Origin of the sequence: Brevibacterium sp. NPDC056726, assembly GCF_042790515.1 — a bacterium.
Taxonomy (GTDB): Bacteria; Actinomycetota; Actinomycetes; order Actinomycetales; family Brevibacteriaceae; genus Brevibacterium; species Brevibacterium sanguinis.
Window position 1 is genome coordinate 306006 of sequence record NZ_JBHTYZ010000005.1, and the last position, 13019, is coordinate 319024.

A 13019-nucleotide genomic window follows, 5' to 3' on the forward strand; every position below is an offset into this window, starting at 1 on the left:
GCGCGGTCGCTGGGCCGGTCGTCCCGGACTCGGCCGCTGATGCGGTCAGAGGATCGGCGCCGAGGAGGCCGACGACGTCATGGCGAGCACGGCCCTGGCGATCTCCTCGATGATCTCCTGGGATTCCGGTGCCGCGTCGGCGGCGCTGACCTGTCCGCGTTCGATCTCCTTGAGTCGGGTGGCCACCTCGGCGTTCCAGGGCATCCGCGGCTGGAGCTGGACGTAGACCTGTGCCGCGGAGATGAGCGCGATGATCGCAGCGGTGCGCGCATCCGGAAGCCGGCCGTCGTCGAGGACGGCGGTGACACGGTCGCGGAGGTCCGCCTCGGCGCGCACATCGAGCGTCGGCCACCGGGTCGTCGGGAGCACGCCGAGGACCTTCTTCGTCTCGCGGAGGATGATGCCCTTCGCCGCCAAGCGGTCGAGCACGGGCTGGCGGACGTCGAGCTCGAGGCCCGAGATGAGGCCGTACGCGGAGTGCTCGCGCGTGCCCATCGCCCGCAGCGCCTCGGCGAGGATCGGATCGATCTGCGGGTCGGGGGTCGTGCGCTTCGCATGGATGAGGGTGCCGCCGACCCGGCGATGGGAATGGACCTCGAGGCGGCCGGTGAGCGCGAGCTCGGCGAGGACGGCGCCGGGCAGGACGCAGTGGAGGACCTTCGAACCGGCGATCGCGCTGCCGTCGTCGGCCAGGAGCAGGAGCATGAGCTCTTCGACGATGAGCAGTTCGTCTTCCATGGGGCGCCCCTCCCGCTGCGGTGATTCCAGGGTAGGCGATGGGATGCGGTCTCGCCCAGGGTTCGTCGGGTCGCCGGGGACGGGGATTGTGGACGGCCGGTTGCCCACCTGCGAAGATGAACGCATGAGCAGCCATTGGACCGAAGATCCCCAGCCCCTTCTGCGCGTGCACGAGGGCTTCCGCCTCGCCGATGTCGATCCGGAGGCGACCCCCGGCTACGAGGGCGATAAGAAGGCCGGTCAGAAGGAGCTCGCGGCGACCGCAGCGCAGCTCGATGACCTGCAGGAACGCCTGTTCGCCGCCCATCACGACGCGGAGACGGGCCCGGCCGTGCTCCTCGTGCTCCAGGCGATGGACACGGCGGGCAAGGGCGGGATCGTCCGTCACGTCGTCGGCTCCGTCGACCCGCAGGGCGTCGAACTCGCGGCGTTCAAGAAGCCCACCGACGAGGAGCTCGAGCACGACTTCCTCTGGCGCATCCGTCCGCATGTGCCGGGGCCGGGGATGATCGGCGTCTTCGACCGCTCGCACTATGAGGACGTGCTCATCGGCAAGGTCCGCGAGCTCGCCGACGCCGAGGAGATCGAACGCCGCTACCAGGCGATCAACGACTTCGAGGCCGAACTCGCCGCGGCGGGCGTCATCGTCATCAAGGTCATGCTCCACATCTCGCCCGACGAGCAGCGCGACCGCCTCCTCGAGCGCCTCGACCGGCCCGACAAGTACTGGAAGTACAACACCGGCGACGTCGACGAACGCCTCCTCTGGCCCGAGTACATGCAGGCCTACCAGGATGTCTTCGACCGCACCTCGACCGAGGTCGCGCCCTGGCACGTCGTTCCCGCGAACCGCAAGTGGTACGCCCGCCTGGCCGTGCAGCGCCTCATCCTCGATGCCCTCGAGCGCATCGACCCGCAGTGGCCGCCGGCCGACTTCGACATCGAGGTCGAGAAGAAGCGCCTCCTCGCGAGCTGAGGCGGGCACGCGCCGGCGCAGGTCAGTCGCGGCGGACGCTGTAGCTCACGGGAGTCGCGTGCTCGACGGTGCGCGAGACCGTGCAGTACTTGTCGTGGGAGAGCCCGACGAGCTTCTCGATCTGCGCATCCGCACGGCGGCCCGCCTCGTCGTCGGGGAACGCGAGGTCGAAGTCGAGGTGGACGTTCTCGAGCCGGTTGGCACCGTCCTCGACGATCTTGTCGGCGCTCGCCCGGACGTCGAACCGCTCAGCGTCGGTGTGACGGCTCGTCACGGTGTCGACGTCGATCGACGAGCATCCGGCCACCGCCGCCAGCAGCAGTTCGACGGGGGTCATGAGCCCTTCACCGCGACCGAATTCGATGCTTGCGCCGTTGGGGGCAGTGGCGCGGTAGTGGTTGGGGGCGATGCGGGTCAGTTCGATGCTGCGCTTGTCTTCGCTCATGGTCCCATCATGGCAGAGGCAGAGGCAGAGGCAGAGGCAGAGGCAGAGGCAGTCGACGATCCATTCCCTCGCCGGCCGCCGGTCAGGCGGGGTCGCGCCGTGTCACCGGGTGCCGAAGTCGATGTCGGCGGATTCCTTCACCGAGGCGGTGCGACCGGGTCCCGATTCGAATCCCCAGTAGAGGTTCGTGTGGGAGACGACCATCTCCGGCTCTGGCGCGCCCCACGCGGTGAGGTCCTCGGTGGTGTGCGCGTCGGAGACGAGGGTGACGTCGTAGCCGCGCGAGAACCCGCCGTGGATCGTCGAGCGCACGCACGCATCCGACTGTGCGCCGGTGACGACGAGGTGGCCGATGTCGCGGCTGGCCAGCACGTCCTCGAAGTCGGTGTCCTCGAAGGTGTTGCCGTGGGTCTTCTCGACGATCGCCTCACCGTCGGCGGGAGCGAGCGCGTCGACGATCTGCCACTGCGGGGAGTCGACCGGCATTTCGTCCGAGCTGTGCCGGACCCACACCACCTCGGTGCCGGCATCGCGCGCCCGGTCCACGAGACCCGAGATCGTGTCGATCACCTCGGGGGCCTTCCACGATTCGGCCATCACGCCGTTCTGCACGTCGATGACGATCAGAGCGGAGTCCGGCCGGTCCGCGGGACGGGCGGGAGCGGGGGTGGATGCTGAGTCAGCAGTCATGTGATCCTCCTCGATCCCTTCGATGATCTGCCAGTTCGGCTCGCCGGTCAAGGGCGGTTCCCGAACTCAGCCGAGGTTGGCGGAGGGACTGCGGCGGGCCGCGATGAACGAGCGGATGCCGAGGATGATGTAGATGATGAGGAGGACGAACGTGATCGTGCTGACGATGACGGCGGCCGGGCGCTCGGCGGTGCCGGCGAAGAGGGCGCCGAGCTGCAGGACGTTCATGAACGTGCCGATGACGCCGAGGAGGGCGACGACGAGCGCGATGTGGATCCCGATCTTCGGGCGGCGGATGCCGATGACACCGCAGATCGCGATGACGAGACCGAGGAACGCGGGGATGAGCGCGGTCACGCTGGCCATGGCGGTGGCGAACCACGCGATGACTCCGAGGACGATGAGGACGATTCCGAGGCCGATCGTGATCTTCGGCATGAGCAGACTCCTTGGTCAGGTGCGCTGTGTGCGCAGATGTGCGTCCGTGCACCAGCCTAGTGGCGGTGGCTGCGCGACGTGAACGATCCCCTAGTGTGGGACGCGGGCGCTCGCGAGATGGAATGCTGGGTTGTCCCCACGGTCGGCCCGTCCGGCTGGTGGAGTCGGCCCCGTCCGGCCGGCGCGATAGGGCAGAGAGGAGAGCGCCGAGGTGATCGAGACCCGCGCTGTCGCGTTCACTCCGATCAAGGGAACTCGGCACAGCGTCCAACCGGACGCCGAGTTCGATGCGCACGGTCCGCTCGGCGATCGTCGCTTCTGTCTCATCGATGCCGTCCGCGGGCGGGTTCTGCGGACCGTGCAGCATCCGTCGCTGCTCTCCGTCGTCGCGCGCCTGCAGGGTTCTCAGCTTTCGGTGACGCTGCCCGACGGCACCACGGTCGCCGAAGCGCCTGAACTCTCCGGTGAGACGCTGACCTGCGATTACTGGGGACGTTCCGTCGAACTCGCTCTGACCACTGGCGCCCACAGCGAGCTGCTCTCCGATCACCTCGGACAGGCGGTGCGCTTGGCTCGGGCCCCGCGCGGAGCGATCGTCTTCGGACAGCCGCTGACGATCGTCGCCACCGCCTCGATCGCCGCGGTGGCGGACAGTGCGGAGGAGAACGGCACCGGGGCAGCCGGGCATGCTGCGGTGGCCGATCTCTTCCACCGCTTCCGGGCGACGCTTCTCGTCGCGACCGACGAGCCGTTCGTCGAGGAGACGTGGCTGGGGCGGGTGATGACCGTTCGAGGGGCGGTCGACGGGCTGCGGGTGCGGATCGGGGGACCGGTGCCGCGCTGCGCAGTCATCGATCTCGACCCGATCACCGGGGAGCGCACCGGCCGTCTGCTGCGGACGCTTTCCGCGACGAGGGCGACGAACTCCGCCGGCGAGCCGTTCTTCGGCGTCTACGCCGAAGTGGTCCAGTACTCCCGACGCTGAGGAGCCCAGCGCAGAGTGGCCGAGCGCTCTATTGCCGAGCACTGAGTTGCCGAGCGCCCGGAAGGCTGGTGAGATCCGAGGCTCATCGCCTCAGGTGACCGCGCCGCGAACCTGGTATTCGGGGGTGTCCCACAGGCGGTTGTCGAGGATGTCGCGCAGCGCTTCGACGGTGTCCCACACGTCGGTGAAGCCGAGGTAGAGCGGGGTGAGGCCGAAGCGGAGGATCGACGGCTCGCGGTAGTCGCCGATGATGCCGCGGTCGATGAGCGCGCTCATGATCGCGAATCCCTCCTCATGGGCGATCGAGACCTGTGAACCGCGGTGCGCATGGTCGCGCGGGGTGACGATCTCGACCGGATGAGCGGCCAAGCGCTGCTCGACGAGGTCGATGAAGAGGTCGCTGAGCGCAAGCGACTTCGCCCGCACCGCGCTCATGTCCGCGCGCGCGGCCACGTCGAGCCCCACCTCGGCGACGGACATCGACACGATGCCCTGCGTGCCGGTGAGGAAGCGGCGGATCCCATCGGCGGGGGCGTAGTCCGGGCTCATCTCGAACGGCTTCGCGTGACTCCACCACCCCGACAGCGGCTGGGCGAACCGGTTATGCAGGTCCTCGGACACCCAGATGAAGGCCGGGGACCCGGGGCCGCCGTTGAGGAACTTGTACGTGCATCCGACGGCCATGTCGGCGCCGTCGCCGGCGAGGTCGATGGGCAGGGCGCCGGCCGAATGGCACAGATCCCAGATCGCCAGGGCGCCGCCGGCATGGATCGCCTCGGTCGTCGACCGCATGTCGAAGAGCCGTCCGGTGCGGTAGTTGACGTGGGTGAGGACGACGAGGGCCACCTCGTCGCTCATCGACTGCGGGAAGCCTGCGGTCACCTCGGCATCGTCGACGAGGCGCACCTCGTACCCGTCGTCGAGCTGCTCGGCGAGGCCCTGGAGCATGTAGATGTCGGAGGGGAAGTTCTCCCTCTGGGTGAGGATGATCCGGCGGTCGGGGGCATCCTCGCGCTGGATGCGCAGCGCCGCCGAGGCGGCCTTGAAGAGATTGATCGACGTCGTATCCGTGACGACCGTGCTTCCGGCACCGCCGCCGACGAGGCCGGAGACCTTCTCGCCGAGTGCGGCCGGCATCTCGAACCACCCCGCGGTGTTCCACGAGCGGATGAGGCCGGTGCCCCATTCCTCGGCGATGACCTCCTGCGCCCGCTCGGCAGCTCCGCGCGGACGTGCGCCCAGCGAATTGCCGTCGAGGTAGATCGTGCCCTCGTCGATGATGAAGTCGTCGCGGAAGCCGCGCAGTGGGTCAGCGGCGTCGTGGCGTTCGCAGGCGGCGCGGTCGATCTCGGTCATCGAGGGTCCTTCCTTCGCAGGTCCGTCACAGTCGGGCGACGACGGTGATTCGTGGGGTCGCCTTCCCATCGTGCCAAAGATGCGAGAAGATCGATGCGGAAGTGAACGATCGACGGAAAACCTCAAGGAGAACGGTGAATCATTCGAGTCTCATCGCCGATCACCGTGCCGAACCGGGTGCTCCCCTGGCCGCGACCGACCTCGCGATCCTCCGCGAGCTCAGCGCCGATGCCCGGATCTCGAACAAGGATCTTGCCGAGCGGGTGGGACTCGCGCCCTCGACGTGCTCGGGTCGGGTGAGCGCTCTGCGCCGGCGCGGGGTCATCAAGGGCTTCCACGCCGACATCGACTGGGAGGCGCTCGGTCTCACGGTATTCGGAATGGTCTCCGTGCGGATGACACCGGTCGGACGCGCCGCGATCGCCTCCGTCATCGCTCGCCTGCTCGACGTGCCCGAGACCCTCGAGGTCTTTCAGGTCTCCGGTGAGCGCGACCTCCTCGTCCATATCGCCGCGAGCAACCCCCGCGGTCTCCACACGTTCATCGAGGAGCATCTCTCGGACACGACGATCGCGCACACGCAGACGAGCCTCGTCTTCGGCCATCACCGCGGGTGAGCCCGGCGGGTCCGGTGAGCCCACCGAGGCGGAGCCGGGCAGCCGTCCGACGTACACGCTGCTGGCGCGGTCGTCCGAGCCGCTGCCCGCCGAGCCAGAACCACGCAGCCGTGACCGTTGACTCGGCGTCGGTGACCGGTGAGGATGAGGTGCGGCACCGCACCCACGCGATCACCTCACTGCGAAGGAGCAGTCATGTCCCAGATCTTCGTCAATCTCCCCACCCTCGACCTCGAACGCGCGAAGGCCTTCTACTCGGCGCTCGGCACGCAGATCGTCCCCGAGTTCTCCGACGACAACGCCGCGTGCGTGAAGTGGGACGACGCGATCTTCTTCATGATCCTCACCAAAGAATTCCTGCAGTCCTTCACCGACAAGCCGATCGCCGATCCGCACTCCGTGGCGCAGGTGATGACCGCGCTCTCCCGGGAGTCCCGGGCCGATGTCGATGCAATGCGCACTGCGATCCTCGAGGCCGGCGGCGGAGAGAACCGCCCACCGACGGATCACGGGTTCATGTATGGCATCAGCATGACCGATCCGGACGGGAACATCCTCGAGTTCATGTGGATGGACCCGGCTGCCGCCGAGGCGGGACCGGAGGCGTTCGCGCAGACGGAGGCGACGGCCGATCAGCCTCTGTGAGCCGCGAGGACCTCGAGCACAGCGTCGCCGTACCGTTCGAGCTTCTTCAGTCCGACACCGCTGACCTGGCCGAGGCTCTCAAGCGATGTCGGTTTGGCCTCGACGATGCCGTAGATCGTCGCGTCGGGGAAGATGACGTAGGCGGGCACGCTCTGTTCCTTCGCCTGTCCCGCGCGCCAGGACCGCAGGGCCTCGAACAGGGCGGAGTCGGCGGGGTCGAGCGAGACCTCGGGACCGCCTCGGCGCTTCGATCCTGAGCGCGAGCCACCGGACTTCTTCACCGGATCGACGCGCATCGACACCTCGGTCTGCCCTCGCAGCACCGCGTCGGCGGCGGGCCCGAGGACGAGCACGCCGTAGTCGCCGTGGGATTCGAGGAGTCCGCGGGCCAGGCTCTGTCGGATCACGGCCTTCCATTCGCCCTCGGACAGGTCGGCGCCGACGCCCCACACGCTGAGGCTCTCATGGTCAGACGCCCGCGAGCGGTCGTTGGCGTTGCCGCGGAGGACGTCGATGACCTGGCCGGAGCCGAAGCGCTGGCCGCGTTCGCGGTCGAGGCGGATGACCGTCGAGAGCAGCTTCTGCACGGCCACGGTCGCGTCCCATGTCGCCGGGGGCGTCAGGCACGTGTCGCAGTTGCCGCACGGAGCGGACTCCTCGTCGAAGTAGCGCAGCAGTTGGACGCGGCGGCAGTCGACGGTCTCGCACAGCGCGAGCATTGAGTCGAGGTGGGCCATCACCCGGCGTTTGTGGGCCTGGTCGCCCTCCCCGGATTCGATGAGGCGGCGTTGGGAGACGACGTCGCCGAGGCCGTAGACCATCCACGCATCCGCGGGCAGGCCGTCGCGTCCGGCCCGTCCGGTCTCCTGGTAGTAGCCTTCGACGCTGCGGGGCAGGTCGAGGTGGGCGACGAAGCGGACGTCGGGTTTGTCGATGCCCATGCCGAAGGCGATCGTCGCGACCATGACGAGGCCGTCCTCGCGGAGGAAGCGGGCCTGGTGCTCGGCGCGCACCTCGGCGGGCAGACCTGCGTGGTACGGGAGGGCGGGGATTCCGCGGGCCACGAGCGCCTCGGCGAGCTGTTCGACCCCGCGCCGGGACAGGCAGTAGACGATCCCGGAGTCGCCGGGGTGTTCGGTGGTGATGAAGCTGATGAGCTGGGAGCGGGCCGAGGCCTTCGGCTCGATGCGGTACGTGATGTTGGGGCGGTCGAAGCTCGCGACGAAGTGCTCGGCGTTGCGCAGTTGCAGCCGTTCGGTGAGCTCGGCGTGCGTGGCCGGGGTCGCCGTCGCGGTCAGTGCGATGCGGGGGACTGCGGGGAAGCGGTCGGCGAGCACTCCGAGGCCGAGGTAGTCGCTGCGGAAGTCGTGACCCCACTGGGAGACGCAGTGCGCTTCGTCGATCGCGAAGAGGGAGATGTCCGCCCTCTCGAGCAGCTGCATCGTCCGCGGGAGGACGAGGCGTTCGGGGGCGAGGTAGAGGAGGTCGAGCTCCCCGTCGAGGAGGCGGCGCTCGACGTCCTGCGCTTCGTCGATGTCGAGGGTGGAGTTGAGGTAGGCGGCCCGCACGCCGAGGTTGTCGAGCGCTGCGACCTGATCGGCCATGAGGGCGATGAGCGGGGAGATGACGATCCCGGTGCCCTCGCGCACGAGCGCGGGGATCTGATAGCAGAGCGATTTGCCGCCGCCGGTGGGCATGAGCACGACGGCATCACCGCCGGAGATGAGCTGGTCGACGATCGCCGCCTGCTGGCCGCGGAAGTCCTCGTAGCCGAAGACATCGTGGAGGACGTCGAGGGCGGAGGTCGTGGCTGGGGCGGTCATGCGCCCAGCCTAGTGGACGACCCTGACGCGAACGTTCAGGGCCGGAGCGGGGGCCGCGATAGGCTGGATGGGGAGACCCACCGGCGAGCTGAGGAGAGCTGCATGGAACCGAACAGGCGCACGATGATCACCTCCGCGGGAGCTGTCGGCACAGCCGCGGTCGTCGGACTCACCTCGGCGTGCAGCCCCGACGATTCGGGATCCGGTTCGGGGTCCTCGGCCTCGGCACCGCCGGATGCGACCGTGCCGGCGAGCGACGTGCCCGTTGGGTCGGGCATCGTCATCGACGAGGCCTATGTCGTCACCCAGCCCAAGGAGGGGGAGTTCCATGCCTTCTCCTCCGTGTGCACCCATCAGGGGTGCCAGGTCCGCACCGTGACCGAGACCGAGATCGTCTGCCCGTGCCACTCCTCGCGCTACTCGGCGACAAGCGGCGAAGTGCTCTCCGGTCCGGCGACCGAAGCGCTGGCGACCTACCAGGTCACCGACTCCGACGGAACCCTCAACCTCTCCGCGCAGTAGCGCGTCCGCACAACGCAGCGGCTCACCTTCTCAGCCCCGCGCGTGAACATCTCAGCCGAGCGCATGAACCTCTCGGCCCAGCAGCTGTGGCCGCGGCGCCGTCGCTGAACGGTGACGCGCCCGTCCTCAGTCGCCGGGGGAGTCGGGACGGTCGTTGGGCTTCTTCGCCGACTGGACGCTGTAAGCGCCTCCCATGCCGACGAGGAAGCCCATGACGGCGAACGGGACCGCGAAGAGCGGATCGAAGAGCAGGAATCCCACGATCCCGCCGAGGATCGCTGCGATGACGGCGGTCGTCCACGATGATGCGTTCGGACGCGGGAGCTGTCGATTGACCATGATGCATTCTCCTTGAGGTGTTCTCTTGCGTGTCGTCTCTCGAGTTCTCTGATCGGCGGATGTCGGTGCTCTGAACGGCGGTTGTCGGTGCTCATATCGGCGGTCGTCGGTTGGTGCCCAGCGTCGCGACCGATGGCACTCACCCCAGGAACAGGCCCGGGAGGACGAGTGCTCCGGCGATGGCGGCGGCGAACGCCGCTCCGATGATCAGGCGCGGCATCTCACCGCGTGCGACCTTCGGATCGGCAGCGCTCCACGGCAGGTCCGGCCACACCGAGGCGGCGCGGAACGCCGCCCAGACGCAGGCGACCATCGCGGCAAGCCATACCCAGAGGGCGGCGTCCGTCCATCCCCCGAACGCCCCGATGAGACGGATGAGCAGGACGAACGCGACGGCCGGGAGGAGGCCCGCGAGCAGCTGGCGGCGCGATTGCGCCCGTCGGGTGGCGGCCAGCGCGGTCCATGCGGCGTACGCGAGGACGAGGGTCGTGACGATCGTTGAGACGAGGGCTGCACTCATGAGCGTTCTCCTTCGGTCCGGGCGGAACGAGGTGCGGTAGCTGGGGCGGCGGGGTCGGGGAAGGGTCGTGCCGAGGCGGCCCCCACCTCGGCGGACTTCGTGAAGTGGGACCCGGCCGAGGCGGTCCCGGTGGGCGTGGGCGCGGCGGAGTCCGACTCAGTGGAGATGAGGTCGATGGCGCCGTCGACGGGGATCGCGGAGTCGGCGAGGACGACGATCCCCGTGCCTGCGTCCGCAGTGAAGCCGAGGAACGAGCTGTACCCGCCGGTGCCGCCGTTGTGCCAGGTGACGGCGGGGGTACGCCCTGTCGTCGTCATCCACGCGAAGCCGATGCGGTCGGCCGCGTCGAAATCGGCCCGCGGCAGGGCTGCGGCGGCTCCCGGCGCGGTGCCCTCCATCGTGGCGCGCAGCCAGATCGCCATGTCGCCCGCGGTCGACCGGATCGCCCCCGCCGGAGCGGATGCGCCGAGGGTCCACGGGGCGGCCGGCAGTCCCGATGCCGTGTACCCGTGCGAGAGTCCCGTCGCCGAGGTGGGCACAAAGGTCCGCGTCATCCCCAGCGGCTGCGTGATCCGCTGCTCCACGAGTTTGCGGTAGCTCAGGCCGGTCACCTTCGCGAGCGACTGCCCGAGGACCGCGAACCCGAAGTTCGAGTACTCCGGGGTCGTATCGCTGACGTCGGTGTCGCCGAGGGTGCGGATGAGGTCGTCGACGCTGCCGCGGTACGGATCCCGGTGGAGGTAGGTCGCGAAGACCGACGCGACCGCATCACCGACGCTCGGCGCCGGCTCGACCCGGGGCAGTCCGGAACGCTGCATCGCGAGTGAGGACAGCGTCACCTCGGCGACTGGTCCCTCGAGCTGGGGCCAGATCTCGCCGAGGCGGGTCTCCGCGGTCACCTCACCCCGGTCCATCGCGTCGGCGAAGAGGGCGGCGGTGAAGGTCTTCGTCAGGGAGCCGATCTCGAACTCCGTGGTCGCGTCGGCACCCGTGCCTGCCGTCGTCACGGTGTCCCCGTCGACCTTCGCGACGGCGACGTGCTGCCAGTGCCCGCTGCCGAGTGCGGCCGCGGTGGCCTCCATGAGCGCTTCGTCGCCGGTGGCGTCGCCCTGGAATCCGCGGGGGAGAGGGGTGAGGAGGACGGCGACGACCGCCGTGAGAACGGCCGCGGTGATGGCGATTGCCCGGCGCCGAGGCGACCGCCGGGTGTCCGTGTCAGTGGCGGATGTCACAGTCATGGCAACTCCTGTTATCGGGTGATTGAGGTGATGCGATGCAGAGGCGATGAGACGGGTCGAGCGAGTGCCTGGCCGGTGCAGTGGTGATCAGGTGAGTTCGGTGGTCGGTGGTGCGGGTGGTCGGTCCGGCGACTGGCCGGATTGACGATCGGTCGATGAGACGGCTGGTCGTGGTGCCGAAGGCACGTCAGGATGTGTGCGGCGCCATGATCGCCGCCGGTGGGGTCATTGGGTTCCGATGAGGATGAGGGTGAGGAGCGGGATGACCTTCTGAGCGGGCACTCGCCAGTGCCCGCGCGGGAAGTTCTCGAGCCAGCCGGCGGCGGCCAGCGCCTTGAGGTGGTGATAGATCTGGCCGGTGGTGCCGAAGCGGTCGTCGGCACTGAGTTCGGCGACGGTCGTCGTGCCCGTGTAGATCGCCTGGAGGAGCGCGAGCCGGACGGGATGACTGAACGCCGACAGTGCTGGTGCGGCCTGTGCGAAATCGATCTCGTCGAACCCTGCCGCGGTCAACCCCATCTGCCATGCGACCGGGGAATCGGTGCCCGGCGGCGTGACCTGACCGGCGTAGGTGACGCCGGCGTCCTCGCCGAGGCGGTCGACGAGTCCGTTGAGGACCCAGAACGTGTCGTCATCGGGCCCGCCCGCAGAGAAGCGGGGTGCCGCGGTGCTGCGCGTGCTCGCCTGCTCACGAGTGCTCGGGAGCTCTCCGGAACGTGCCTGCTCACGAGTGCTCGGGCGCTCCCCGGATCGCGGGCGCTCACCATCGTCCGCCTGCTCACCGTTGCTCGCCGTGGCCGGTTCCCCCGCCCGGGAGCCTTCGAACTCCCGTGTGCTTTCGAGCTCAGCCACCCGCGCTTCGAGGGCCCCGAGGCGAGCCTCGAGGGCGGTGCTCCCTGTCGCCGGGAGGTGCGCGGAATCGGATGACGAGGTGCTCATAACTCGAGAATACGCGAAGTACGTAATTACGTAAAGAGTAAAATCATCAGCCGCTGGGACTCGGTGGGGTCGGAGACCTAAACTGGACGGGTGATGAGTACTGAAGAATCCCGCACCGAACCCGTCGCCCCCGCCTCGGAGCTGCTCGCCGAGGCCCGGACGATGGGCGCGCCGATGATCGTCCGCGGCATCCTCGGTGTCCTCTTCGGCTTCGCCACCGTGTTCTGGCCGCGCGATGCGGCCAATCCGATGCAGCTGTCCCTCGGCGTCGACATCGTCGATCTGCTCAGCATCGGCTACCTCGCGTTGCTCGCGCTCGCCCTCGTCTACCAGGCGCTGCGCTCGCCGCTGTCCGTGCGCACCGCGATCTTCGGTCAGGCGATCATCACGATCCCGGCGATCGTCTTCCTCTTCATGGCCGACCAGCCCGCCGAGGTGCGCGCCGCCCTGAGCATCTGGGCCGCCCTCCACGGGCTCATCGAGCTGTGGAACTACCGCAAGCTCGTCCACCACCCGATGGCCTCGGACTTCCTCATCTCCGCCGCCGTCCACATCCTTCTCGGCATCATCCTCATGTTCGGCACCGACTTCCAGGCACTGGCCATCATCGGCTTCACAGGAGCCGCCTCGCTCATCGCAGGAGTGATCTTCATCATCGGCGGGTACTCGCGCATCAGCAAGGGCAGACAGGCAGCCCGCAGCACGGATGCCGCCGACGACGCGCACGACACCGCAGCCGAATAATCCG

16 protein-coding genes are annotated in these 13019 nt (G+C 68.7%); 6 read left to right on the top strand and 10 right to left on the bottom strand.

The genetic code is table 11. The annotated features are described in order from the left end of the window. Nucleotides 1-45 precede the first annotated feature (45 nt). A complete protein-coding gene (locus ACFQ91_RS12595) occupies nt 46-738 on the bottom strand; it encodes a GPP34 family phosphoprotein (RefSeq protein WP_198499991.1) in 693 nt (230 codons plus the stop codon). A gap of 124 nt (nt 739-862) precedes the next feature. Here ACFQ91_RS12595 and ACFQ91_RS12600 point away from each other — a divergent pair, with 124 nt between their 5' ends. Continuing rightward, nucleotides 863-1714, top strand: a complete 852-nt coding sequence (locus ACFQ91_RS12600) for a polyphosphate kinase 2 family protein (RefSeq protein ID WP_198499990.1) — start codon at nt 863-865, stop codon at nt 1712-1714. A 22-nt stretch (nt 1715-1736) separates the two neighbouring features. Here ACFQ91_RS12600 and ACFQ91_RS12605 read toward each other — a convergent pair whose 3' ends face one another. The 3 genes from ACFQ91_RS12605 to ACFQ91_RS12615 form a co-directional block, all read right to left on the bottom strand. After that, nucleotides 1737-2159: an OsmC family protein gene (locus ACFQ91_RS12605; RefSeq protein ID WP_198499989.1), complete on the bottom strand. Its 423-nt coding sequence runs from the start codon at nt 2157-2159 to the stop codon at nt 1737-1739. Nucleotides 2160-2261: 102 nt separating this feature from the next. After that, a complete protein-coding gene (locus tag ACFQ91_RS12610; protein ID WP_198499988.1) occupies nt 2262-2849 on the bottom strand; it encodes a cysteine hydrolase family protein in 588 nt (195 codons plus the stop codon). 66 nt (nt 2850-2915) lie between these two features. Further along, on the bottom strand, nt 2916-3287 hold the full coding sequence (locus tag ACFQ91_RS12615; protein ID WP_137824913.1) for a hypothetical protein: 372 nt from the start codon (nt 3285-3287) through the stop codon (nt 2916-2918). A gap of 211 nt (nt 3288-3498) precedes the next feature. On the opposite strand from ACFQ91_RS12615, the gene ACFQ91_RS12620 reads away from it, so the two are divergent. Then, a complete protein-coding gene (locus ACFQ91_RS12620) occupies nt 3499-4272 on the top strand; it encodes an MOSC N-terminal beta barrel domain-containing protein (RefSeq protein ID WP_198499987.1) in 774 nt (257 codons plus the stop codon). A gap of 90 nt (nt 4273-4362) precedes the next feature. Here the strand turns inward: ACFQ91_RS12620 and kynU are convergent, their stop codons facing one another. Further along, entirely contained in the window at nt 4363-5628 is a 1266-nt protein-coding gene (gene kynU / locus ACFQ91_RS12625; protein ID WP_198499986.1) for a kynureninase, read from the bottom strand. 134 nt (nt 5629-5762) lie between these two features. Here kynU and ACFQ91_RS12630 point away from each other — a divergent pair, with 134 nt between their 5' ends. Together ACFQ91_RS12630 and ACFQ91_RS12635 are read left to right on the top strand one after the other, a co-directional pair. After that, entirely contained in the window at nt 5763-6245 is a 483-nt protein-coding gene (locus ACFQ91_RS12630) for an Lrp/AsnC family transcriptional regulator (protein WP_198499985.1), read from the top strand. A gap of 195 nt (nt 6246-6440) precedes the next feature. Continuing rightward, nucleotides 6441-6890: a VOC family protein gene (locus ACFQ91_RS12635; protein WP_198499984.1), complete on the top strand. Its 450-nt coding sequence runs from the start codon at nt 6441-6443 to the stop codon at nt 6888-6890. Here the strand turns inward: ACFQ91_RS12635 and recQ are convergent. Further along, the gene (recQ, locus tag ACFQ91_RS12640) at nt 6878-8713 is read right to left on the bottom strand and encodes a DNA helicase RecQ (protein WP_198499983.1); all 1836 of its coding nucleotides are present in this window, start codon (nt 8711-8713) and stop codon (nt 6878-6880) included. The genes ACFQ91_RS12635 and recQ overlap by 13 nt on opposite strands. A gap of 102 nt (nt 8714-8815) precedes the next feature. Between recQ and ACFQ91_RS12645 the strand changes: the two genes are divergently transcribed. Then, nucleotides 8816-9235: a Rieske (2Fe-2S) protein gene (locus ACFQ91_RS12645; RefSeq protein ID WP_376870095.1), complete on the top strand. Its 420-nt coding sequence runs from the start codon at nt 8816-8818 to the stop codon at nt 9233-9235. Nucleotides 9236-9361: 126 nt separating this feature from the next. Here ACFQ91_RS12645 and ACFQ91_RS12650 read toward each other — a convergent pair whose 3' ends face one another. From ACFQ91_RS12650 to ACFQ91_RS12665, 4 genes are all read right to left on the bottom strand, one after another. After that, the gene (locus ACFQ91_RS12650) at nt 9362-9574 is read right to left on the bottom strand and encodes a hypothetical protein (protein WP_376870094.1); all 213 of its coding nucleotides are present in this window, start codon (nt 9572-9574) and stop codon (nt 9362-9364) included. 139 nt (nt 9575-9713) lie between these two features. After that, entirely contained in the window at nt 9714-10094 is a 381-nt protein-coding gene (locus tag ACFQ91_RS12655) for a hypothetical protein (protein ID WP_376870093.1), read from the bottom strand. Continuing rightward, nucleotides 10091-11332 carry a serine hydrolase domain-containing protein gene (locus tag ACFQ91_RS12660; protein WP_376870092.1) on the bottom strand — a complete coding sequence of 414 codons (1242 nt, stop codon included), beginning with the start codon at nt 11330-11332 and terminating at the stop codon, nt 10091-10093. The genes ACFQ91_RS12655 and ACFQ91_RS12660 overlap by 4 nt, the downstream gene beginning before the upstream one ends. A gap of 225 nt (nt 11333-11557) precedes the next feature. Continuing rightward, nucleotides 11558-12271: an ArsR family transcriptional regulator gene (locus ACFQ91_RS12665; RefSeq protein ID WP_376870091.1), complete on the bottom strand. Its 714-nt coding sequence runs from the start codon at nt 12269-12271 to the stop codon at nt 11558-11560. Between the two features lie 93 nt (nt 12272-12364). On the opposite strand from ACFQ91_RS12665, the gene ACFQ91_RS12670 reads away from it, so the two are divergent. Continuing rightward, nucleotides 12365-13015, top strand: a complete 651-nt coding sequence (locus ACFQ91_RS12670) for a hypothetical protein (RefSeq protein ID WP_198499977.1) — start codon at nt 12365-12367, stop codon at nt 13013-13015. Nucleotides 13016-13019 lie beyond the last annotated feature (4 nt).